Annotated in this window: 16 protein-coding genes; 3 read left to right on the top strand and 13 right to left on the bottom strand. The window is 66.3% G+C overall.

Annotated features, from left to right (window positions below; all coding sequences use genetic code 11):
• Position 1: 1 nt before the first annotated feature.
• The 8 genes from J2X06_RS08140 to J2X06_RS08105 all read right to left on the bottom strand — a co-directional run bounded on the left by J2X06_RS08140 (position 2) and on the right by J2X06_RS08105 (position 9628).
• A complete protein-coding gene (locus J2X06_RS08140; RefSeq protein ID WP_310060649.1) occupies positions 2-823 on the bottom strand; it encodes a carbohydrate ABC transporter permease in 822 nt (273 codons plus the stop codon).
• Between the two features lie 7 nt (positions 824-830).
• Entirely contained in the window at positions 831-1709 is an 879-nt protein-coding gene (locus J2X06_RS08135; protein ID WP_430539549.1) for a carbohydrate ABC transporter permease, read from the bottom strand.
• Positions 1709-3037: a sugar ABC transporter substrate-binding protein gene (locus tag J2X06_RS08130; RefSeq protein WP_310060643.1), complete on the bottom strand. Its 1329-nt coding sequence runs from the start codon at positions 3035-3037 to the stop codon at positions 1709-1711. Before J2X06_RS08130 ends, J2X06_RS08135 begins: the two co-directional genes overlap by 1 nt.
• The gene (locus J2X06_RS08125) at positions 3034-4659 is read right to left on the bottom strand and encodes a glucoamylase family protein (RefSeq protein ID WP_310060640.1); all 1626 of its coding nucleotides are present in this window, start codon (positions 4657-4659) and stop codon (positions 3034-3036) included. Before J2X06_RS08125 ends, J2X06_RS08130 begins: the two co-directional genes overlap by 4 nt.
• A 72-nt stretch (positions 4660-4731) precedes the next feature.
• Complete coding sequence (locus J2X06_RS08120; protein ID WP_310060637.1) at positions 4732-7770, bottom strand: TonB-dependent receptor; 3039 nt, start codon at positions 7768-7770, stop codon at positions 4732-4734.
• Positions 7771-7851: 81 nt separating this feature from the next.
• Complete coding sequence (locus tag J2X06_RS08115) at positions 7852-8874, bottom strand: LacI family DNA-binding transcriptional regulator (RefSeq protein ID WP_310060634.1); 1023 nt, start codon at positions 8872-8874, stop codon at positions 7852-7854.
• A 161-nt stretch (positions 8875-9035) separates the two neighbouring features.
• Complete coding sequence (locus J2X06_RS08110) at positions 9036-9332, bottom strand: BolA family protein (protein WP_310060632.1); 297 nt, start codon at positions 9330-9332, stop codon at positions 9036-9038.
• Positions 9329-9628: a YciI family protein gene (locus tag J2X06_RS08105; RefSeq protein ID WP_310060629.1), complete on the bottom strand. Its 300-nt coding sequence runs from the start codon at positions 9626-9628 to the stop codon at positions 9329-9331. The genes J2X06_RS08110 and J2X06_RS08105 overlap by 4 nt, the downstream gene beginning before the upstream one ends.
• 405 nt (positions 9629-10033) lie before the next feature.
• Between J2X06_RS08105 and J2X06_RS08100 the strand changes: the two genes are divergently transcribed.
• From J2X06_RS08100 to J2X06_RS08090, 3 genes are all read left to right on the top strand, one after another.
• A complete protein-coding gene (locus J2X06_RS08100; RefSeq protein ID WP_310060626.1) occupies positions 10034-10963 on the top strand; it encodes a segregation and condensation protein A in 930 nt (309 codons plus the stop codon).
• Between the two features lie 134 nt (positions 10964-11097).
• On the top strand, positions 11098-12039 hold the full coding sequence (gene scpB / locus J2X06_RS08095; RefSeq protein ID WP_310060624.1) for an SMC-Scp complex subunit ScpB: 942 nt from the start codon (positions 11098-11100) through the stop codon (positions 12037-12039).
• A complete protein-coding gene (locus J2X06_RS08090) occupies positions 12032-13738 on the top strand; it encodes a pseudouridine synthase (RefSeq protein ID WP_310060621.1) in 1707 nt (568 codons plus the stop codon). The genes scpB and J2X06_RS08090 overlap by 8 nt, the downstream gene beginning before the upstream one ends.
• A gap of 90 nt (positions 13739-13828) precedes the next feature.
• Here J2X06_RS08090 and J2X06_RS08085 read toward each other — a convergent pair whose 3' ends face one another.
• From J2X06_RS08085 to J2X06_RS08065, 5 genes are all read right to left on the bottom strand, one after another.
• Positions 13829-14593 carry a slipin family protein gene (locus J2X06_RS08085; protein ID WP_310060618.1) on the bottom strand — a complete coding sequence of 255 codons (765 nt, stop codon included), beginning with the start codon at positions 14591-14593 and terminating at the stop codon, positions 13829-13831.
• Positions 14594-14616: 23 nt separating this feature from the next.
• The gene (locus J2X06_RS08080) at positions 14617-16113 is read right to left on the bottom strand and encodes an NfeD family protein (RefSeq protein ID WP_310060615.1); all 1497 of its coding nucleotides are present in this window, start codon (positions 16111-16113) and stop codon (positions 14617-14619) included.
• 71 nt (positions 16114-16184) lie between these two features.
• Positions 16185-17936 (bottom strand): mechanosensitive ion channel family protein, encoded by a 1752-nt coding sequence (locus J2X06_RS08075; RefSeq protein ID WP_310060612.1) that lies wholly within the window; start codon positions 17934-17936, stop codon positions 16185-16187.
• Positions 17937-17958: 22 nt separating this feature from the next.
• Positions 17959-20208: a hypothetical protein gene (locus J2X06_RS08070; protein WP_310060611.1), complete on the bottom strand. Its 2250-nt coding sequence runs from the start codon at positions 20206-20208 to the stop codon at positions 17959-17961.
• A 147-nt stretch (positions 20209-20355) separates the two neighbouring features.
• Complete coding sequence (locus J2X06_RS08065) at positions 20356-20820, bottom strand: aminoacyl-tRNA deacylase (protein WP_310060610.1); 465 nt, start codon at positions 20818-20820, stop codon at positions 20356-20358.
• Between the last annotated feature and the right edge of the window lie 208 nt (positions 20821-21028).

Here is a 21028-nt window from a genome sequence, read left to right as displayed (position 1 = left end):
CCTATCCCTTCACGCTTCCCAGCAGTAGGCCCTGCAGGTAATAGCGCTGCAATAAGAGGAACAGCATCAGAACCGGCAGCACGGTCACCACCGAGCCGGCCATCATCATCTCGTTGTCCTGCACGTGCTCGCGCGACAACGTCGCCAGTGCCACGGGGAGCGTGTGCAGGCCGCTGTCGGTCAGCACGATCAGCGGCCACATGAAGTCGTTCCATGACGCCAGGAATACGAAGATCGCCAGCGTCACCAGGATCGGCTTGAGCACCGGCAGCACGATCTGGAAGAAGATGCGCACCTCTCCGGCGCCGTCGATCCGCGCCGCCTCCAGCAGCTCATCCGGGATCGAGCGCGCGTACTGGCGAACCAGGAAGATGCCGAACACGCCGGCCATGCCCGGCACGATCGCGCCGGCATAGCTGTTGACCAACCCGACCTCCTTGAGCATCAGGAACAACGGCATCATCGTCACCTGCGCCGGGATCACCAGCGCTCCCAACAGGATGCGGAAAACGCGATCGCGGCCGGCGAATCGGAGCTTTGCGAAGGCGTAGCCGGCCATCGTGTTGAGCAGCAATGCGATCAGCGTGGTGAGGCTGGCGATCAGGAAGCTGTTGAGCAGGTAGCGGCCCATGCCGACCCGCGAGAACAGCTCGTGGTAGTTGTGCAGCGTCGGATTGTCCGGCAGCAGCGTCGGCGGGAAATGGCTGGCCTCACCGGGCTGCATGAATGACACCGACAACATCCACAGCAGCGGCGCCAGGCTCAGCACCGCCAGACCGGCGAGCAGGCCGTTGATGATGGCCTTGGCCAGACGAGGACTCATGCGCACCTCACTCCACGCCCTTGCGGCGCGCGAACCACAGCAGGCCGCTGGTCGTCGCGGTCATCAGGACGAACAGCAGGAAGGCTACCGCCGAGGCGTTGCCGAGGTTCCACCATTTGAAGCCTTCCTCGTACATCAGGTACAGCACACTGACCGTGCTCTGCAGCGGGCCACCCAGGGTGATCACGTAGGGCTCGGCGAACAGCTGGAAGTAACCGGCTACCGTCAGGATGCCGACCAGCAGCAGCACCGGCCCCAGCATCGGCAACGTCACGTACCAGAACTGCCGCGCCGGCGTGGCGCCGTCGATGCGCGCGGCCTCGTAAAGGTCCTCGGGGATCGACTGCAGCCCGGCCAGGATGATGATCATGTTGTAGCCGAAGTTCTTCCACACCGCGAACAGGATGATCATCGGCATCGCCCAGTGCGGATCGCCCAGCCAGTCGATCGGATCCACGCCCAGGTATGACAGCGCCCAGTTCACCAGCCCGTAGCGGGTGTGGAACAGGTACTTCCAGATCACCGCCACCGCCACCACCGTGGTCACCACCGGTGCGAAGTAGGCCGTTCGGAAGAAAGGCTTGAGCCAACCCAGCTTCGAGTGCAACAACAAGGCCGCGCCGAGCGACATCGCGATCGACAACGGCACGCCGACCACGACGAAGTACAGCGTGTTGCCCAGCGCCTTCCAGAACAGCGGGTTGTGCAGCAACTGCCAATAGTTGTGCAGCCCGACGAAACGAAGGTTGCCGGTGTCGGCCAGCGCGTAGATGTCGAAGTCGGTCAGGCTCAGCGCGAACGCGGCCAGCACCGGCAGACCGAAGAACAGGGCGATCACCGCCAGCGCGGGGCCGGCGAACAACCAACCTGCGGTCGAAGGGCGGATCACGGCGCCGCTCCCGCGATGGTGTGGTGATCGAGCATCCATCGACGCTTCTCCAGGATGGCGTCTGCGCGACGATCCAGTTCGGTGGCCGCCTCGTCGACACTCAACCTCCGATTGGCCAGTTCCTCGCCGACCAGCTTGATCTCGTTGGCGATGCGCTCCCATTCCGGCACCTTAGGCACCGGCCGCGCGCGCTCGAGCTGGTCGCGGAACGCCGCGGCATACGGGTCGTTGGCCAGCGCCGGTGCCTGCCAGGCACTGCGCCGCGACGGCAGGTTCCCGGTCAGCGCGTGAAAGCGCACCTGGGTTTCGGGTTCGGACAGGTAGGCCACGAGCTTCCACGCCGCCTCGGGTTGCCTGGCCTTCTTGAACACCGCGAAGCTCGCCCCGCCTGCCACCGACGCGCCCGGGCCCTGCTCGCCCGGCAACGGCATCGTCATCCACGATCCGGCCAGTTGCGGCGGCAGGCGCTTGCGGAACTCGGCGATGTTCCAGGGTCCATTGACGTAGTAGCTGAAGTAGCCGCGACCGAACTCGTCCCAGACATTGGCGATCTGTCGATTGGAGGCGACCGGAGCCAGGCGCTGGTCGAACATGTCCCGATAGAACGCCAATGCGCGCTTGAAGCCGGGACTGCGGAAGTTGCCGTAGCGGCCATCATCGCGAAGCAGCGGTTCGGGAGACTGGATGCCGAGGTTCAACAGCGGCTCGGCTTCGTTGAGCGGCAACAGGATCGCGTAGCGGTCCGGCCCCACCTCGCGCTTGATCGCGGCCAGCGCGCGTTTCCATTCATCCCAGGTCCGGGGCGGCGTCATCACGCCCGCCTGCTCGGCCAGGTCGCGGCGATAGAACGGCAGCCGCGTCTCGACGTACCAGGGCACCGCGTACACGGTGCCGTCGATGACGCCGGTGTCCCACGCACCAGGGAAGTAATCGCCCGCCTGCAGCGACGGCGTCTGCGCCACGCGCGCGTCCAGCGCCTGCAAGGCGTCAAGCAGCGCGAACTCGGAAACCCAGGTATTGCCTATCGCGCCCACGTCGGGCAGTGAATCGCCGGCATAGGCGGTCAACAACTTTTCGTGGGCCGCGGTGATCGGAAGCTGCTGCAGCTCGACCCGGATGCCGGGGTTGCGACGTTCGAACTCCGGCAGCAACTGGGCCACTACCTCGCCTTCGTAGCCCATCGCCCAGAAGCGCACGACCTGCCGGTCATCGCGGCTGCCGGAGCAACCTGCATGCAGCGCCAGCATGAGCGAGGCCAGCATCCACGACAGCGCGCGGGCTAGACAGCCCCGGAACGAAGCGGGAACACCTGGCGCGATGCTCATCGCGAGGGACCCGCCGCCTTGGCCTGCTCGTCGGCGGGCGCCGGCTTATCAGCCGAAGCGGGTTTGTCCACGTGCGTGGTCTGTTCGGTCGAAGCGGTCTGTTCCGCCGGCAATAGCTCCGCCTTGACCTCAGGTCCGACCGCCGGCTCGAGCCAGCCGCCGGTGAATCCTGCCTTCTGCAGTCCCTCGCGGATATACGGATTGCGCTTCATTACGTTCCAGACGAACTCGTCGCGGTAGTTGGCGATCATCGTCAGAATCGGCCCTTGGTCGATGCCGATGTAATCGCTCGCCACCCAGCCTTCGCCGGGCACCACGCGCCCGGTCTTGAGCGGAATGTCGTAGTCGAAGCTGGGATTGAACGAGTCCAGGAACCCATAACTGGAATACAGGAACTCGCCGTAGCGCTGGTGCATCTGCACCGTGGCCGGAATGACGATATCCGGCGCGAACGGCAGCGATGCCACCGCCGCAGTGGGCGCAATGGTGCCGTCGTCGAAGGTATCGCGCAGGCCGGCGCCACGAGCCGAGTAGTGGCGGAACTGGCGCTCCTCTCCTTGATATTCCTGCATCGTGTGCTGCGGTCCATCGCTGGCCGTCAGGCCCCAGACGTTGTCGCCATAACCCTTCCAGCGCATCGGATTGGCGATCGCATAGGCACGTTGCGCGTAGACCGCGCGCCGGCTGTTCTCGAAGTAGTCAATCTTGCGCTCGCGCATGAACTCGTCCTGGATGCCGCGGAAGTCGATCCAGACATGGCTGTACTGGTGGCCGAACATCGGACCGAAGGACAGGTACTCCTCGTCATGGAACTTGCCCCAGCTGTCGCTGTAGGACCGGCTCCACGCCGCCCAGGCTTCCGGCCCGACCGGATGCGTGGGCGAGCCAAGCGCGAGGATGTACAGCATCATCGCCTCGTTGTAGCCGATCCAATCGTGCTGGATCACGCCGCTCTCGGGAAACCAGCCCATCGAGATCAGCGGCTTGTTCTTCTGCAGCCAGGTCCACTCGACGCCTCGGTACAGCTCGTCGGCCAGCGCGCGGATCTTCTTCTCGCGCGGGTCCTCCTGGTCGTAATACGACTGCGCGAACAGCACGCCCATCATCAGCAGCGCCGTATCCACGCTCGACAGCTCGACCCAGCTCTCGTAGCGGTAACCGGTCTGCATGTCGAGGAAGTGGTAGTAGAACCCGTGGTATCTGCCCTTCCCCGTCGCCTGCGGGCCTTGCGGCAACTTCTTCAGGAATTCCAGCGTCAGCAGCGTACGGTCCACCGCCTGGTTGCGGCTGATCCAGCCCTTCTCCACGCCGATCGGATACGCGGTCAACGCGAAGCCGACCGAGGCGATGCTGGCGAACGGCCGCGACGGATAGCGGTCCGGCGTCAGGCCATTGCGCTCGTTGGTGGTGTCCCAGAAGAACTGGAACGTGCGCTTCTCGATGTCGCGGAAAAGCGGCGGCAAATCGGGCCGCGTCTCCTTGAGCGGCTCGATGTGCACCGGCGGCGGCGTTTCGATGGGATAGGCCGTGGAGGCGGGCTCGGTTTTGCGGCAGCCGCCCGCCACGACGAGCGCCACGACCAGCAGCGCCAGCAGACAGTTGCGATGGAACTTATCCAGCATCACTACGTCTTCTGAGTGTAGGAGGTCGGCATCGCGGTCCCCGGCCGCATCGTGCGGCCGGGGATGCGAGCTTTACCAGGAAATACCGAACGACAGCTTGAACGATCGCGTCGGCGGAACGATTTCGTCGTTGTGCTGGCCATACGAGGGGTTGATCACGCCATCGACACCTTTGAAGTTGTTGAAGGTAGTCCAATTGCGCGCGTCGGTAACGTTGAATACGTCGCCGCGGACGCGGTACTTCAGCCCGGCGCCGGTGTCGAACTCCTTCTGAATAGCCAGATCCCATTGGAAGAAGTCGGCGTCATCGAAGTAGACACCTTCGAACGTTCCGAAGGCGCAGTCATCAAGGCCGGGGGCGGTCGGCGCGGTGCAGTTCAGGACGTCCTTCGCCACGGGACTGGTCCAGGTGACCTTGGTGGAGAACATGAAGCCCCAGGCCTGATAGATGCCGGTGCCGACGAAGCGGTGCTTCGGAATGCCGATCGAATTGACCCAGGGATGATCGTCCAGGTTGGGATAATCGAACACATAGTGCTCGTCGGAATTGGCTGCGTTGACGCGATTTTCTTCCGAATCCGTGTACGTGTAGGCCAGCGTCACGCCCCACGGCGATTCGCCCGTCAGCGGCTTCTCGGCCCACAGCAGCAACTGGTTGAGGTCGGTCTCCACCCCGTTGTCGGCCTTGATCAGCGAACCGAAACCCGGGATTGGCTGCCCGAATGGAGCGCCGCCGAAGGTGCGACCGGCACCGTAGAAGGTGCCGTCCGGATAGCGGTTGCCGAGCGAGAAGATGATGCCGTCGTGGCTTTCGATGTGGACGACCGCCGCCGAGGTGTTCCAGTCCTGTCCGGCCAGAGTGACGGTATTGCGCATGCCCAGGCTGAACTGGTCGGAGTACGGCACTTTGATGTCGTTGTTGATCAGGTTGACCTCCGAACCCAGGTTCGGGTTGGCCGCGACCAGCGCGAACAGTTCCTCCCGGTTGAGGTATTTCGGATCCCACGCGACGCAACTCGGGCCCGGCGTGCTGCACTGCGCACCCGGCACACCGAAGAAATTGATGGTGTACGACGGGAACGTGCTCTTGGACTGCTCAAGCGCGATGTAGTCGAACAGGTTGCGGTCGTAGGCGCGGCCGGCGCCGCCGAAGATCACGTGGCGCTGGTCGGCGAACAGGTCGTAGGAGAAGCCCAGGCGCGGCTGCCATGAGTCGGTGTAGGCATCGCGGTTGTGGCCGTTGCTGATGTAGTCCTCGATGTCGTAGTCCACGCCCGGCTGGTGAATGTTCGACCAGCCGCGCAGCGCGGCCACCAGGTCGGGCGGCGTCACGAAGTCCTCGTAACCAGGTGTGCTCTCGTAGTCGTAGCGCAGGCCGAGGTTGATGATCAGCTTGTCATTGACCTCCCAGTCGTCCTGGAGGTAGATGCCGTACTGCTTGTTGGTCGAGGTGATGTTGCGGTCATCCACCCCAGGCAGCGGCGCACCGAAGCGCACCTGATAGGGAATGAACGTGCCCAGCGAGGTGCCGCCGGCATCCACGTTACGCGGCAGGTTGATCGAGAACTGCGGGTTGAAAGGCTGCTGCTCGAACGCGTTGATCTCCACCGATTTGTACTTGAAGCCGCCCTTGATCGTGTGGCCGTCCAGGCCGGTCCAGGTCAGGTCGTCCTGGAAACCCCAGCCCTTCTGCCCTTTGTCCTGGAAGTCCTGGCCGCCACCGACATTGAGCACGCCGCCGCGCTGGGAGTTCTGGATGATGAAGCCCGGCGTGAGCGTGATCGCGCGCGGATTGAACTGCTCGTCCTCATGCGTGAAATGCATATCGTTGAGCCAGTCGGTGCTGCTCCACTGGTAGCGAAGGTCAAGACGCGTACTGTCGTTGATGTTGGTCTTGCCGTAGCTTTCGGTGTTCTGGCCGCCGATGTCCTTGATCTCTTCTTCTTCGCGGACCTTCGCACTGAACTCGACCAGGTTGTTGTCGTTGACCTGCCAGGTCAGCTTGCCGAACCACAGATCTTCATCGAACGGAGTCGACGAGGGGCCGGTCAGGGCCAACAGGTCTGGCGTCAGCGCGTAGCCTGGATCGAGCGCTCCGGGCGCAATGGTCTGGGGAAACTCGAACTCCTTGGCCTCATAGGTGACGAAGAAGAACAAACGATCCTGCAGGATCGGGCCACCGAATGCCGCGCCGTACTGGGTTTCACCGGAGGGACTCTTGCCATTGCCCGCGCGCTCCTCGGCCGGCGTCTGCGTACGCCATTCGGGGATGTTGAACTTGTCCCAGAAGAAATCGCCGTGGAACTCATTGGTGCCGGATTTCGTCACCGCGGTCACCGCGGCGCTGCTGATCTGGTCGTACTCGGCCTTGTAGTTCGACGTGATGACCTTGTATTCGCCGATCGCGAGCTGCGGGAACGGATTGCCCGGACTCTGGTCCTGGCCACCGATACCGCCCTTGAGCACGTAGTTCTTCTGGCCAACGCCGTCGATGAAGACGTTGATGCCGTTGGAACTCTGTGCACCGCTTCGCAACTGTGAAGCGCCGCTCGCGCGCCGATCGAACAGCATGCCAGGCACGATCTCGGCGAAGGCCAGGAAGTTTCGCGAGGCCTGCGGCAGCGACTCGATCTGCACCTGCGAGATGTAGGTGGCGACCTCGGGGGTCTTGGTCTCGAACACCGGCGTTGCGGTGACGGTCACCGCTTCCATGGTCGTCGCGGCACCGGGCGCCGCGGTTTCGGCGACGCCTCCGGTCGACAGGTTGAGCGTGGCGGTCTGTCCGACCTGCAGCGTGATCGTCTGCGAATTGGTTTTCCCACCGGCAACGACGTCGATGCGGTACGTCCCGGGCGGCAGGCCACCGACGTTGTAGGTGCCGTTGCCCGATGCCTGGACCTTGCGGGTCAGGCCGGTGGCGACGTTGGTGGCGGTGATCTGCGCGTCGGCGGCAGGAACCGAGTCGGCCAGGACCTGGCCGCGCACGGTTGCAGCGGTGCTTTGCGCCAGGACCGAAGGCGTCGCCATGACCAGGCAACTGGCCAGTGCACAGGCGAGCAGCGTGCGGTGCGGGTGTCGTTGCGAATGCGTGGGATACCGAACGGAACTCATGAGTTACCTCTCTCCCCAAAATGAATTTTCTATTTGTTGTAATCGCTTACATCACGGGACAAAAAAACGACGCTTCCTTCGTCAGGAACCAGCAGGACCTGCACGGCGACGCCATGCAGGTGCGCTGGACTCACGCACGATCAGTTCCGGCACCAGCGCTTTCGGCCGGGGCGACACGACCACTCCTTCGGCCACCTGTGCGATCAGCATCCGCGCAGCGCGCGCGCCGAGTTCGGCAATGTTGACGCGCACGGTGGTCAGGCTCGGATGCACGTAGCGCGCCATCGGGATGTCGTCGAAGCCGGCCAGGGCGATGTCGCCCGGTACCTGCACGCCGGTCTGCGCGAGGGCGAACAGGCAGCCCAGCGCCATCATGTCGTTGGCGGCAAACACCGCTTCGGGGCGATGCGCGGCTTCCAGCAGGACAAGTCCGGCACGGTGGCCGGAGGCCTCGTCGAAATCGCCAGCCACGACCCACGGCTCCGCTTCCGGCGCGAATCTGGCCAGCGCGTCTCGGTAGCCACGCAGGCGCTCATGGGCGTCGAAGTTGTCAGACGGCCCGGCGATGAAGGCGATGCGGCGATGCCCGCCCATCACCAGGTGTTCGACCATCGTGAACGCACCACCATAATTGTCCACGCCGAGCGAGGCGACGCCTTCGCTGGCGCACTGCGAATTGATGAGCACCAGCGGCAGACTGTCGTCGAGCACGGCCGGAGCGTCCATGTAGGGCGACATCACCAGCAGGCCATCGACGCGGCCGCGCATCGCGCGAAGCGCCGCGCCCTGCTCCTGCGGATGGCCGTGGTAGCTCGAGACCAGCAGGTGCAGGCTGTTCTCGCGCGCCACCTGGTCGATGCCGCGCATCAGTTCCGAGAAGAATTCGCCGTGCAGGTCGGGCAGAACGACGCCGAGTGTCTGGGTGCGGCGGCTGCTCAGGCTTCGCGCCGCGGCATGCGGGGTGTAACGCAACTCGCGGGCGGCGGCGAACACGCGGTTGCGCACCTCCTCGGCCACGTTGCCGTGACCATTGAGCGCACGCGATACGGTGGCCACCGACACCTGGGCCACGCGCGCCACATCCTTGATCGTTACGTTCGCCACGTCCTGCCCGCCCTCCGCGGTGGAAGCGGGCCCGAATGTAAACGTTTACAAAGCGAAGTGTAAAGACCTCGTTAGAAATGTGACTCCGGGGCACTGAAAAGCCCGTCAGGCTTGCCTTTCGGGCCCTGCGAGATGCTGCGCCGCGACATGTGACATGCGATTCAGCCTGCGGCTTCGTCTGGCGTGCGGGCACGGATCGCCAGCGCATGGATGTCGGTCGTCATCAACTCGCCCACGGCGGAATAGACGGCGCGGTGGCGGGCGAGAGGATTGAGCCCAGAAAACGCCGCGCTGACGATGTCGACGCGGAAGTGGCCGCGTCCGTCGGCGGCGCCGGCGTGCCCGGCATGGCGATGGCTCTCGTCCTCTATTTCGAGCGACAGCGGGGCAAGCGCCGCCTCCAGCGCGCGTCGGATGGCGGCCACTCTCTGGTCGCGCGGCAGCGGGTCTGTGGTCACGGCAGGACCTTGCGGAATGGCCGCACTTCGACCCGCTGATAGACGCCGGACGCCACGTAGGGATCGGCCTGCGCCCAGCCACGGGCCGCCTCGAGCGATTCGAATTCGGCGATCACCACGCTGCCGCTGAAACCGGCCGGACCCGGATCTTCGGCATCGATGGCCGGGCAAGGGCCTGCCAGCAGCAGGCGCCCCTGGTCGCGCAGCGCGGTCAGCCGCGCCAGATGCTCGGGCCGCGCTTGCAGCCTCTGCGCCAATACATCGGTTCCGTCGTACCCCTCGATCACGTACCACATAGGTTTGCAGCTTCCTGTCGCCCCCGGCGGGGCCTGCATGAATTGTAGCCAGCCCCACCCTCCGCGCCGCTGGACACCGTGAGGGTGAGGCCGTACCCTAGCTTCCAATTGCACGAGGCCGGACGCAGCGGCCCGTCGCGACCGGGACCCCACACCGTCGCCACGCACGTACCTAGATGGTGCGTCGCTGCTCTCCGCGGCCCGCGCCCGCAACCGTGATCGCCCCCCGCCACGCCCACCGCGTGACGCGAAGGCCGTCCGCCGTTCGGGTTCAGCACAGTCGACTTAGCGGTCCCGACATCAAGTAATCCCGACTTCAAGTTGCGTTACACCCCATGGCAGCCATCCCAGGCCGCCAGCATCGTAGCGATAGCAGTGCCGACGGCCCGGAGGGGCCGCTCCCGAATGACCGAAGAACGCGCATCCGACGCGAATGATCCGCAGAACGTGGCCGGCCCGCCCCAGGCCTCCGCGCATCCGCAGCAGCAGGAAATGCCGCTTGCCATGGTGCACGGCCAACCCGTGCTGCAGATCCCGCAGGACCTGTACATCCCGCCGGACGCGCTCGAAGTCATCCTCGAGGCGTTCGAAGGCCCGCTCGACCTGCTGCTGTACCTGATCCGCCGCCAGAACCTGGACATCCTCGACATCCCGGTGGCGGACATCACCCGCCAGTACGTCGATTACATCCAGGCCATGCACGAGATGCGCTTCGAGCTGGCCGCCGACTACCTGGTCATGGCCGCCATGCTGGCCGAGATCAAGTCGCGCATGCTGTTGCCGCGCTCGGCCATCGAGGAAGGCGAGGAAGACGACCCGCGCGCCGACCTGGTCCGCCGACTGCAGGAGTACGAGCGCTTCAAGAAGGCAGCCGAGGACATCGACGCGCTGCCCCGTCAGGAGCGCGACACCGCGCCGGTGCAGGCCTTCGTCCCCGACCGGGCCGCGGTGCGTCTGCCGCCGCCGGTTGAGTTGAAGGAAATGCTGCTGGCCCTGCACGACGTGTTCAAGCGTGCCGAGCTGTTCACCCAGCACGCGATCAAGCGCGACGCGCTGAGCGTGCGCCAGCGCATGGGCGAGCTGCTGGAGCGGATGAAGGACGGCGCCTTCTACCGATTCGAGTCGCTGTTCACCGCGGAAGAAGGCAGGCTTGGCGTGGTCGTGACCTTCCTGGGCCTGCTGACGCTGGCCAAGGAGCAACTGGTCGAAATCATCCAGGAAGGCCCGCTGATGCCGATCTACGTCAAGTCGCTGGCGCTGCTGAACGAAGGCGACGAGATCGAGTTGAGCAGCGAGTTCGACGAGCCGGCCGCCAACGATGACTCAAACGCCTGACGCACGTGGCGATCGCCTTACCCCGACCGCCAACCCCGCGATCCAGCGTCTTTCGATATCAATGAAGCACCAGCCCATCGCCGATGTCCGCTTTCGGCAATGAGCGACAAGAGCCAGAGAGCAAACCACTCCTCATGGACCAACAGTTAATCACCCGCATCGTCGAAGCCGCGCTGCTCGCGTCCAACCAGCCGTTGACGCTGGCGCAACTGAACGCGCTGTTCCCGGAAGACCAGCCGCCGCCGGCCGACAGCGTCGAACAGGCGCTGGAAGCCTTGCGCGAGGCCAACGCCGACCGCGGCGTCGAACTGGTCGAGGTGGCCTCGGGCTTCCGCTTCCAGGTCAAGGCCGACGTGCACCCCTGGGTGGCGCGCCTGTGGACCGAGCGCCAGACCCGCTACACCCGCGCCACGCTGGAAACCCTGGCGCTGATCGCCTACCGCCAGCCGATCACGCGCGGCGAGATCGAGCAGGTCCGCGGCGTCGCGGTCAACAGCAACATCATCAAGGCGCTGGAAGAGCGCGAGTGGATCCGCGTCGTCGGCCACCGCGACGTCCCCGGCAAGCCGGCGCTGTTCGGCACGACCAAGGGCTTCCTGGACTACTTCGGCCTCAAGCGCCTGGACGAGCTGCCGCCGCTGTCAGAGCTCAAGGACATCGGCGAGCTCGAGCCGCAGTTGCAGTTCGAGGGTGCCCCGATCGCGGCAGGCGGCATCGCCACCGGCGAGGCGGAAGCCTCCAATGCCGACGATGCGGGCGACGACGTCGAGGCCGATGACATCGGGACCGATGACGACTTGGGCTTGCCCGAGGCGCAGGCTGACATGGCCGTGACGCAGGACGAGGATGCGCCGGCAGAAGCCGCGGACGCCGACACAGACATGGTCGCGGACGCGACCATCGAAGACACAGACGAACATGCCCTTGAGGGCACACCCGAAGCCGCGCCGGGCGAGCGCGCGGCGGACGTGAACGATCCCGAACAAGACACCTACGCCGTCGAGACGACGACCGTTCCCGAGCAGGACACAGACGAGGCCGAACTGGCCGAGTCGGAGCAACAGAAACATGACTGAGCAAAAGAGCCGCAAGCTCACCCTGAAGCGCGGCGCCGACACCACCGCCGAAGCCCCGCGCCTGGAAGAGCGCCTGCACAAGGTCCTCGCCCAGGCCGGCCTCGGCTCGCGCCGGGCGCTGGAGCAGCGCATCGCCGACGGCCTGGTCAAGGTCAACGGCGAAACCGCGCAGGTCGGCATGAGCGTCAAGAGCGGCGACAAGATCGAACTCGACGGTCGCCAGTTCGTGGCCAGCGCGCTGACCGAACCGGCCCGCGTGCTGATGTACAACAAGCCCGAAGGCGAAGTGACCACGCGCGAGGACCCCGAAGGTCGTCCGACCATTTTCGAGGCCCTGCCCGCGCTCAAGGGCGCGCGCTGGATCGCGATCGGCCGCCTCGACATCAATACGACCGGCCTGCTGCTGCTGAGCACCGACGGCGAGCTCGCCAACGCGCTGATGCACCCGTCGTTCGAGGTCGAGCGCGAGTACGTCTGCCGCGTGCGTGCGCCGGAAGGCCAGGAGCACGTGCCGGAAAACATCGTCGACCGCCTCGCCCGCGGCGTGGCGCTGGAAGACGGCCCGGCCAAGTTCGACGAGATCGAGCGCATCGGCGGCAGCGACTCGCACGACTGGTTCCGCGTGGTCGTGAAGGAAGGCCGCAACCGCGAAGTGCGCCGCTTGTGGGAATCGCAGGGCTGCCAGGTCAGCCGCCTCAAGCGCGTGCGCTACGGCGAGGTGTCGCTGCCGCGCGAACTGCTGCGCGGCCAGTCGCGCGAGCTGGCCAGCGAAGCGGTCGAATCGCTGCGCAGCAAGCTCGGCCTGGAAGACGGCATGCCGTCGGCGTTGACGCTGCAGCCGGTGATCGGCCAGCGCAAGGCCACCAAGTCGACCCTGCATTTCGGCGGCGGCGAACGAGCCCATGGCTATGTCGGCGGCCACAACACCGCAGACGAAGGCCGCGAACTGCGCCGGTTCGATCACGTGCGCGAGGAACGCGGCGGCCGCGGTCGCGGCGGTCCGCGCAAGCACGGCGGCCTGACGGTCAGCGGCGAAGCCGCGGCCAACCAGTCGCACAAGCCGTTCAAGCAGCGCAAGGAAAAAGGACCCAAGCCGTTGCCGGAAGGCAATCCGGCGGCGTTCCGTACCTGGTACGTGCCCGATGGCGTCGAAACCGGCCCCAGCGGTCATCGCAATCCCGACGGTGCACGCGGCCCCAGGAAGCCCTACGGCGGCAAGCCCGGCGGCGGTGGCCGCCCCGGTGGCGGCGGTCGTCCGGGCGGCGGTGGCGGTTATCAGGGTCGCAGCGAGCGCGGCCCCGGTGGCGGCGGCGGATACGGCGGCGAGCGCACGGGCGGTGGCGGCTACGGCGGTGAACGTACCGGCGGCGGTGGCCAGGGCGAGCGACGCGGTCCCGGCGGCGGCGGTCAGGGCCAGCGCAGCTCGCGTCCGTACGGACATCCGGGCAACGCCCCCAGTTTCCCGTCCGACCACGCCAATCCGGGCAGTTTCAATCCGTACGGTGACAAGCCGCGCGCACCGCGTCCGGGCGGACGCCCCGGCGGTGGGCCTGGCGGCAATCGTCCTGGCGGCAACCGTCCGGGCGGCAATCGTCCTGGTGGTCCTGGTGGAAATCGTCCGGGTGGCGCTCCGCGACCCGGCGGTCCGCGCGGTGGCGGTCGCCCCGGCGGCGGACGTGGCCCGCGAGGCGGCGCGTAAGCGAGACCGACGCAGATGCAACACACGAAGGGCGCGCAAGCGCCCTTCGTGCTTTTGGTCAGTGCGACTACGTCGGGCTGGAAACCGAAGTCAGCCTGATCTGTCGCCTTCAAGTCGCCCCTTCAGCGACTCGATCAGATCGATCGGCAGCGGAAACACGATCGTCGAACTCTTCTCCCCCGCGATCTCGGTCAGCGTTTGCAGGTAGCGCAACTGGATCGCGCGCGGATCGCCGCCGAGCAGCTTGGCCGCCTCGACCAGCTTCTCCGCGGCCTGCTGCTCGCCTTCGGCGTGGATCACTTTGGCGCGACGCAGTCGCTCGGCTTCGGCCTGGCGCGCGATCGCGCGGACCATGGTCTCGTTGATATCGATGTGCTTGATCTCGACGTTGGCGACCTTGATGCCCCACGCATCGGTCTGCGAATCGAGGATCGTGCGGATGTCGTCGTTGAGCTTGTCGCGCTCGACCAGCATCTCGTCGAGCTCGTGCTTGCCCAGCACCGAGCGCAGCGTGGTCTGGGCGAGCTGGCTGGTGGCCTCGTAGAAGTGCTCGACGTTGATGATCGCCTTCTGCGGATCGACCACGCGGAAGTACACCACCGCGCTGACCTTCACCGAGACGTTGTCACGCGAGATCACGTCCTGCGGCGGCACGTCCATGACGATGGTGCGCAGATCCACGCGCACCATCTGCTGCACCACCGGAATCAGCACGATCAGTCCGGGCCCCTTCACTTTCCAGAAACGGCCGAGCTGGAACACCACGCCGCGCTGGTACTCGCGCAGTACCTTGATCGCACTGGCCGCCAACACGGCCACCAGCAGGATCAACGGAAAATACAGGGGCAGGTACATGGCCGACTCCTCGGATGGATTGCTCAGGTGGGATCGCCGTTTCGTGTCTGGACCGCCGGTTCGCCCATCGGCGCAACCCGCAGCACCAGCCCGTCCAGTGCGAGCACGCGCACAGGCTGGCCACGGCTGATTGGCCGGTCGCAGACGGCTTGCCAGTCCTCGCCGCGGATGCGCACCTGTCCGCGTCCGTCGAACTCACGCCACTGGAAATCGCGTGTCGCCACGGCCGTATGACCGACCAGTTCTTCCACCCCGGTGACCACCGGCTGCCGTCGCGCGCGTGCCGCCAGCCAGATCATGCCCATGAACACCAGGGCGCTGGCGCCCCCTATTCCGACGACCAGTCGTCCCGGCACACCGTAGCCCGGAACATCGGTGTCGAACATGATCAACGAACCCACCACCAGCGACACGACGCCGCCGATGCCGAGCGCGCCGAAGCTGGGCATCGCGAATTCCACCGCGATCAACACCACCCCCAACGCGATCAGTGCGATGCCGGCGTAGTTCACCGGCAGCACCTGCAGTGCGTACAGCGCCATCAGCAGGCAGATCGCACCGACCACGCCCGGCAGGACCGCGCCGGGGCTGTAGCCCTCGAACACGAGGCCATACAGCCCCACCAGCAGCAACAGGTAGGCCACCGTGGGCTCGGTGATCACGGCCAGCAGCCGCGAACGCCAATCGGGCTCGAGCTTGTTCACCGGCTGGCCGGCGATGGCCAAAACGACTTCGCGATGCGCCAGGCGCACCCGGCGTCCGTCGGCCTGGCGCAGCAGCGCGGGTAGATCCGCCGCCAGTATTTCGATCACTCCCTGCGCGTGCGCCTGGGTCGCGGTCAGCGTCGCCGCATCGCGCACCGCCGCCTCGGCGAACTCGGCATTGCGCTGGCGCAACTCGGCCAGGCTGCGCAGGTAGGCGACGGCGTCGTTGACGGCCTTGCGCGACATCGCATCGGGCGGTTCGTGCCTGTCCGGCTTGGCATTCGCGTCGGGCTTTCCATTCGTGCCGGGGGGTGGCTGCTCGGGCTTGCGTGCGGGTTCCGCGCCCGGCATCGGCCCCGGTCCCGGCCCGCCCATCGATACTGGCGTCGCCGCGCCCAATGCGGTCGCCGGCGCCATCGCCGCGAGATGGCAGGCGTAGAGGATGTAAGTGCCGGCACTGGCGGCCCGCGCGCCCTCGGGGGCGACCCACGCAATCACCGGCACGTCGGAGGCCAGGATGGCCTGGTTGATGTCGCGCGTGGCGGCATCCAGTCCACCCGGCGTGTCGATGCGCAGCACCACCGCGCGCGCATTGCGGTCGCGTGCCTTTTCGAGGCCATGGATGACGAAATCGCGCGTGGCCGGACCGATGCCACCCTTGATGTCGAGCAGCACCACTTCTCCGCGGGCCCCGACGGGAACCGGCGGAGCGGCGTGGAGTACCGGAACCAGCCACAGGAGGCCGGCCAGGCACCAGGCTCGAGGCTTCATGCTCATCGCGATGCCGGCGACCGGCGCCACGCCGATCGTCGTCAACGGCAGTTAACACCAAGGCCCGTTAACGGGGCGGAAGTGCCTCGCCGACAGGTTGGCCCGAAGCGCCGCCCTCAGGTACCGCTTCCCTCCTCGCCCCGCCCGCCGCCGGCCTGGGCCGGCGAATCCTGGGTCGCTGGCGCGGAATGCCACTGCTCCGGCGGAACCCATACCTTGTGCTCGGGTTGCGCCTCGAAGTTGGGCGACATGATCTGCACGCCGAACTCGTTGAACGCATCCTGGATTTCCGCATGCAGCCGCGACAGCGCGTGCACGCGCTCCTTCGGATCGGCCACGGCGACATTGAGTTGATACTGCACGTAGAAATCCGACAGCGCCGACTGCAGCACGAAGGGTTTGTGCCCGGCCAGCAATTGCGGCGTGCGCGCTGCCGCCAACTGCAGCAGCGCATGCACCTGCCGCCACGGCGCGTCGTAGCCGACGGCGACGCTGGTGGTGACCACCAGGCCGTCATGCGCGGAGTGGCGGGTGTAATTGCGCACCGGCACGGTCGCCAGCGTGCTGTTGGGAATGGTGACTTCCTCGCGCGTGCGCGTCACCAGCTTGAGCGAGAACGTGCCGATATGGGTCACCACGCCTTCCTCTTCGCCGATACGGACCACGTCGCCGGGTCGCACCGCCCGCGAGTACAGCGCGACGAAACCGCTGACGATCTGGCTGATCACGCCGGCCGATCCCAGCGACAGCATCAGGCCGACGAACACGCTCACGCCTTTGAAAGCGTCGGTCTTGGAGCCGGGAATGTATGGATAGGCCACGGTGATGGCGAACAGCCAGATCACCCAGCTCGCCAGGCGCCGGGTGGTGGGCACAGCGCTGGGCTCGAGCCATTCGACCTCGAACGTCCCGGTCTCCACGCCGCGGAACCAGATCCCGACCAGGCGCACCACGCCACGCGTGACCAGGAAGATCAACACCAGCATCAGCAGCGAGGGAATGTGGTGGACGAAGCCGGTAGCGAGTTCGGAAGCCGCCTCCGCCAGGTAGTGCCCGAGCGCCTGTCCCCATGGCCGGCTGTAGGGGAAGCGCGTGAGCACATAGCCCAGCCAGACATAGGTCGCGAACAGCACCAGCAACAGGCGCAGCCCGCGGAAGGCGTGGCGCAGCGTCGTCGAAGTCACCGCATGCACATCCAAGCCGCGCAATCGCGCGGAAGCGGCGCGGCGTACGGCAGCCGCCTGCAGCCGTTCGCGCAGCCATTCGCTGGCCCGCGCGATGAGCCACAGCAGCAGCGCGAACACCAGCGTCGCCAGTGCGGCCAGTCCGAAATTGCGCATCATTTCGGCGGGGCTCCGTGCGCTCTTTCGTTCCCGCAGGATCTGCCTGAAACGCTCCAGCACCTGGGGAGCCAGACGCTCCAGTTCCGCCCGGTCCATCGCGCCGGCATCGCCCGGTCGCAACGCGAACAGCAGTTGGGTGCCCGAGGTGAACAGCACTCCGGTATCGCTGCCTACCCGCGCCCAGTCGGCGCGCAGGTCGTTGGGGTCGATCTGGTCGATGGATTCGGCGATCCGCTCCGACGCGAGTTTCGCCCGCATCTGCGGCGTCACGCCGCGGTAGGGGGTATTGAGCGTCACAAGATCCCGGTTCCACACCCGCACCGGCGCCGAAGCCGTGGTTTCCGGCGCGGGCCCGGCCGCACCCGGCATCGTCGGTTTTGCAGGCGCGGCAGCGAACACGGTGCCGGCCCAGGCCAGCCCGCTCGCCAGCATCAGCCACAGCAGGCCGCGCGCCAGCAGGCCACGAACCGGCACGCCAGGCATGCGCATCGCAGGACTCTTCTCCGGTAGCAGGTCGGTCGTCATGCTCGTCCCAATGCTCCCGCAATCAGCGCAGCAGGGCCGGCTGCGAGTCGTACCACTTGCGCGCGTGCAGCATGTGGAAGTCGCGCTGTCCGTTGTTCACCTCAACCGCCATGCTCAACACCCCCCAGTTGGCGAACAGGCTGCCCTTGCGCGAACCGTTGCGCAGCCGCAGGCCCGCCATCACCTCGTAACGCTGGTTGCTGGCCACCATGCGATCCAGCACCAGGGTGTCGTCGTGCCACTGCACGTTGCCGTGCGCCCGCGCCTGCCCGGAGTCGATGAGCTTGAAGATCCACTTCGGATACTCGCGCTGGCGCGAGAACATCGAAAGCAGGAAGCCCACGTCCTTCATGACGACCTGCGCCGTGCCGTTGACGGTGACCGGCTTGTCCCAGTCCAGACGCGCGCGATCGAGTTCGATGCGCGCCCACCAGCCACTGCGCGATTCGCCACCGGGCTCGGTGAAGCTGATGTCGGTGAAGTTGATCCGACTGCCATCCAGGTTGAAGTCGTGGCGTACCAGGTCGGCACTGCGCAACCGGGTATCGATGTCGACATTGCCATGCAGCGCCATTCCTGCCATGTGCATCCGCGCGCCATTGCCCCTGACGTGCACCCGGCCCTGGCCGATGTTGCCGGAGGTATCGAGGCTGAGATCGCCGCTGACCAGGCCGGAGCCTCCATCGAACCGCATGTGCGCCTGGGGCAGGTAGTAGTTGTAGGCGCGCAGGTCGGGGACCTGCGCGTCGTCAAAGGTCAGGCGCGCCTTCAGCGTTTCGGTGACGTGCTTGAGCCCACCGGGCCGCCTGACCTGGGCGCGCTCCAGGCCCGACAGGGTTTCGACGTTGAGCCGCAGGTTGCGCCCGACCACATAGGGGCTTCCGGGCGCACGTTCGGCGGCGATGTTGAAGTCCTCCATGACCAGGTCGAGCTTGGGCAAAAGCTCGTCGTCCTTGCTGACGTCGAGACGCCCCTCGGCACGCGCGCGACCCTGGATGCGATTGCCCATGACCAATGCGACGGCCTGTACCTCGGGCACGCCCACCCGGCTGCCGGCGGCGACCTTGCCATCGACCACGCGCACATCGGCATCGACGATGCCTGCGCCTTCCAGCGACAACCAGGGGGCGTCGGCGAAGAGCTTTGCCAGCCAACCCAGCGACGGCACCTGCCAACGGGCTACGACATGCCCCGAACTCCGCGGCAGCAGGCGCTTGAAATCCTGCAGCGGAATATCGGTGCCGCGGATCCGCAGATCGGCATCGAGCATCACCGATCCGTTCTGCTGCGCAGGGGATTGGGCCTTGACCCGCATCGTGTCGCGGTCGACATCGAGTTGCAGGTCCAACGACTGCGCGCGCGCCCTGCCCAGGCTGTCGGTGCCGGTCATCGGCATGTGCCAGCGCACCTGGCTGCCGGGTTTGAACGAGCCACGGGCGAAACCCAGCCTGACCCGGGCGGTTCCCTTCGCCGGCACCGTGGAAACGTCGATTTTCCCCGCCGGATCGGCGACGACGTTCAGCCCGGCCGTGCGGCCGTCCAGCGTGAGATCGGCATCGGTCATCAACAGCTTGCGGATACCGGGCGCCTGGCTGCGCGTGTGCCGGGCGATGGCGAAGCGCGCGTCGAGCACGCCGTCGCGAAGCAATTCACTCTTGCCGTAAAGCAGGCGCGCCTTGGCGAACCGCGCCCACGACGGCGTCAATTCGAGCGCGCCACCGCGCAGTTGCTTGTAGAGGCCGACCTCGGCGCTCCCCTCGCCTTCGAGCGACAGTTGCGCGAAGCGGCCGCCGCGAATCGAATCGCTGTGGATGCGCTGGAAATTCAGCACCCAGCCGCCGGCTCGCGCCTCCGGGGGAGGCCTTCTCACCTTCACCTGCTCGACGTCGCCGGTAACGTCACGGGCTTCGACATCGGGGACACGCACCTCCTTGTGCAGCAGCGGCAGCAACGCGACTCGACCGCTCGCCTTGCCGGCCTGGACCGCCCAGACGGTGCGGCCGACCTGCCCTTTCATCTTCACGTCCCACACGGTCACCCGGCCCGGCCACCAGGTCATGCCCGGGCCCCAGTCTATCTGGAACTTCTCGGGCTTACGGTTGGCCGTCCAAGGTCCGAGCGGCGTATTGAGGAACAGGTTGCCCAGGACCAGGTAGGCACCGTATGCCAGCAGCAACGCCAGTGCGCCGCGCTTCAGCCACGGCCTTGCCCCCGGTGGAATCCGGTCGCGCCATGGTCCAAGCGACTTCTCGATCCATGCAATCCTGACCATGCGCCCCAGCCGATTTTGGTCGCGTCATGACGACCTGCCCGGGCTAACGATCAACGTGCGGATGTTCGGCCGGCCAAGCGCCCCTCTCCCAGCGTAGGTGGGCCGTTCGTGAAGGCGGCGCGACGACGCACGACCGTCGCGGACGCCTCATTGGCGCGACAGGTGCGCGACCCGCGGATGCACCAGGCGTTCGAAATCGCGCCAGTCCATGCGCATCAGCTCGCGATGGCTGCCGGCATTGAAGGCGAAGTGCTCGTCCTCGGCCAGGCTGTCGGCGGCATACACGTCCATGCCATAGAGATTGCCGAACGGCGGCATGGCTCCGACTTCGCACTCCGGGAAACGGTCCTTGAACTCCGACTCGGTGACGATGGCCGCTTCGCTCGCGCCGGCGCAATCGCGCAGGTTCGCCAGGCTGAGCCATTCGTTGGCGGGCAGCACCGCCATCGCCAGCTTGCCGTCCAGCCTCACCATCACCGTCTTGGCCATTTCCTTGCCGCTGATGTTGGCGCTGGCGGCGGTCGCCTGCGCCGTGAACGCGTGCGGGTGCCGCATCGTGTCGTAGGGCACGTGGTTGGAATGAAGGAATTCTTCGAGTCTTGGTAACGACATGGCTGACTCCTCATGCGGAGCCGGCGCGATGCGAAGCCCGATGGCGGACACGCCGCGCGTCGGCGTCCTTGTCGATCGGTTCGTGCCGCGCGTTGCGCGCGGCAATGTCAGTGTAGTCGCTGCGGCCGAGGAAGGAAGCCCGCATGTCGGGCGTCCAACGCTCTCCCACGACGGAGCGGCAGCGGCGCCGCTCCGCCTCTCGCGAAAC

Origin of the sequence: Lysobacter niastensis, assembly GCF_031457115.1 — a bacterium.
Classification (GTDB): Bacteria; Pseudomonadota; Gammaproteobacteria; order Xanthomonadales; family Xanthomonadaceae; genus Lysobacter_J; species Lysobacter_J niastensis_A.
This window is presented reverse-complemented; position numbering and strand designations above follow the sequence as displayed.

What these genes read in the sequence shown, in the direction of transcription:
- J2X06_RS08130 (WP_310060643.1), bottom strand. Translation starts at nt 3,037, where the DNA reads ATGAGCATCGCGCCAGGTGTTCCCGCTTCGTTCCGGGGCTGTCTAGCC.
- J2X06_RS08065 (WP_310060610.1), bottom strand. Translation starts at nt 20,820, where the DNA reads ATGTCGTTACCAAGACTCGAAGAATTCCTTCATTCCAACCACGTGCCC.
- J2X06_RS08070 (WP_310060611.1), bottom strand. Translation starts at nt 20,208, where the DNA reads ATGGTCAGGATTGCATGGATCGAGAAGTCGCTTGGACCATGGCGCGAC.
- J2X06_RS08100 (WP_310060626.1), top strand. Translation starts at nt 10,034, where the DNA reads ATGACCGAAGAACGCGCATCCGACGCGAATGATCCGCAGAACGTGGCC.
- J2X06_RS08075 (WP_310060612.1), bottom strand. Translation starts at nt 17,936, where the DNA reads ATGACGACCGACCTGCTACCGGAGAAGAGTCCTGCGATGCGCATGCCT.
- J2X06_RS08125 (WP_310060640.1), bottom strand. Translation starts at nt 4,659, where the DNA reads ATGCTGGATAAGTTCCATCGCAACTGTCTGCTGGCGCTGCTGGTCGTG.
- J2X06_RS08105 (WP_310060629.1), bottom strand. Translation starts at nt 9,628, where the DNA reads ATGTGGTACGTGATCGAGGGGTACGACGGAACCGATGTATTGGCGCAG.
- J2X06_RS08120 (WP_310060637.1), bottom strand. Translation starts at nt 7,770, where the DNA reads ATGAGTTCCGTTCGGTATCCCACGCATTCGCAACGACACCCGCACCGC.
- J2X06_RS08090 (WP_310060621.1), top strand. Translation starts at nt 12,032, where the DNA reads ATGACTGAGCAAAAGAGCCGCAAGCTCACCCTGAAGCGCGGCGCCGAC.
- J2X06_RS08085 (WP_310060618.1), bottom strand. Translation starts at nt 14,593, where the DNA reads ATGTACCTGCCCCTGTATTTTCCGTTGATCCTGCTGGTGGCCGTGTTG.
- scpB (WP_310060624.1), top strand. Translation starts at nt 11,098, where the DNA reads ATGGACCAACAGTTAATCACCCGCATCGTCGAAGCCGCGCTGCTCGCG.
- J2X06_RS08140 (WP_310060649.1), bottom strand. Translation starts at nt 823, where the DNA reads ATGAGTCCTCGTCTGGCCAAGGCCATCATCAACGGCCTGCTCGCCGGT.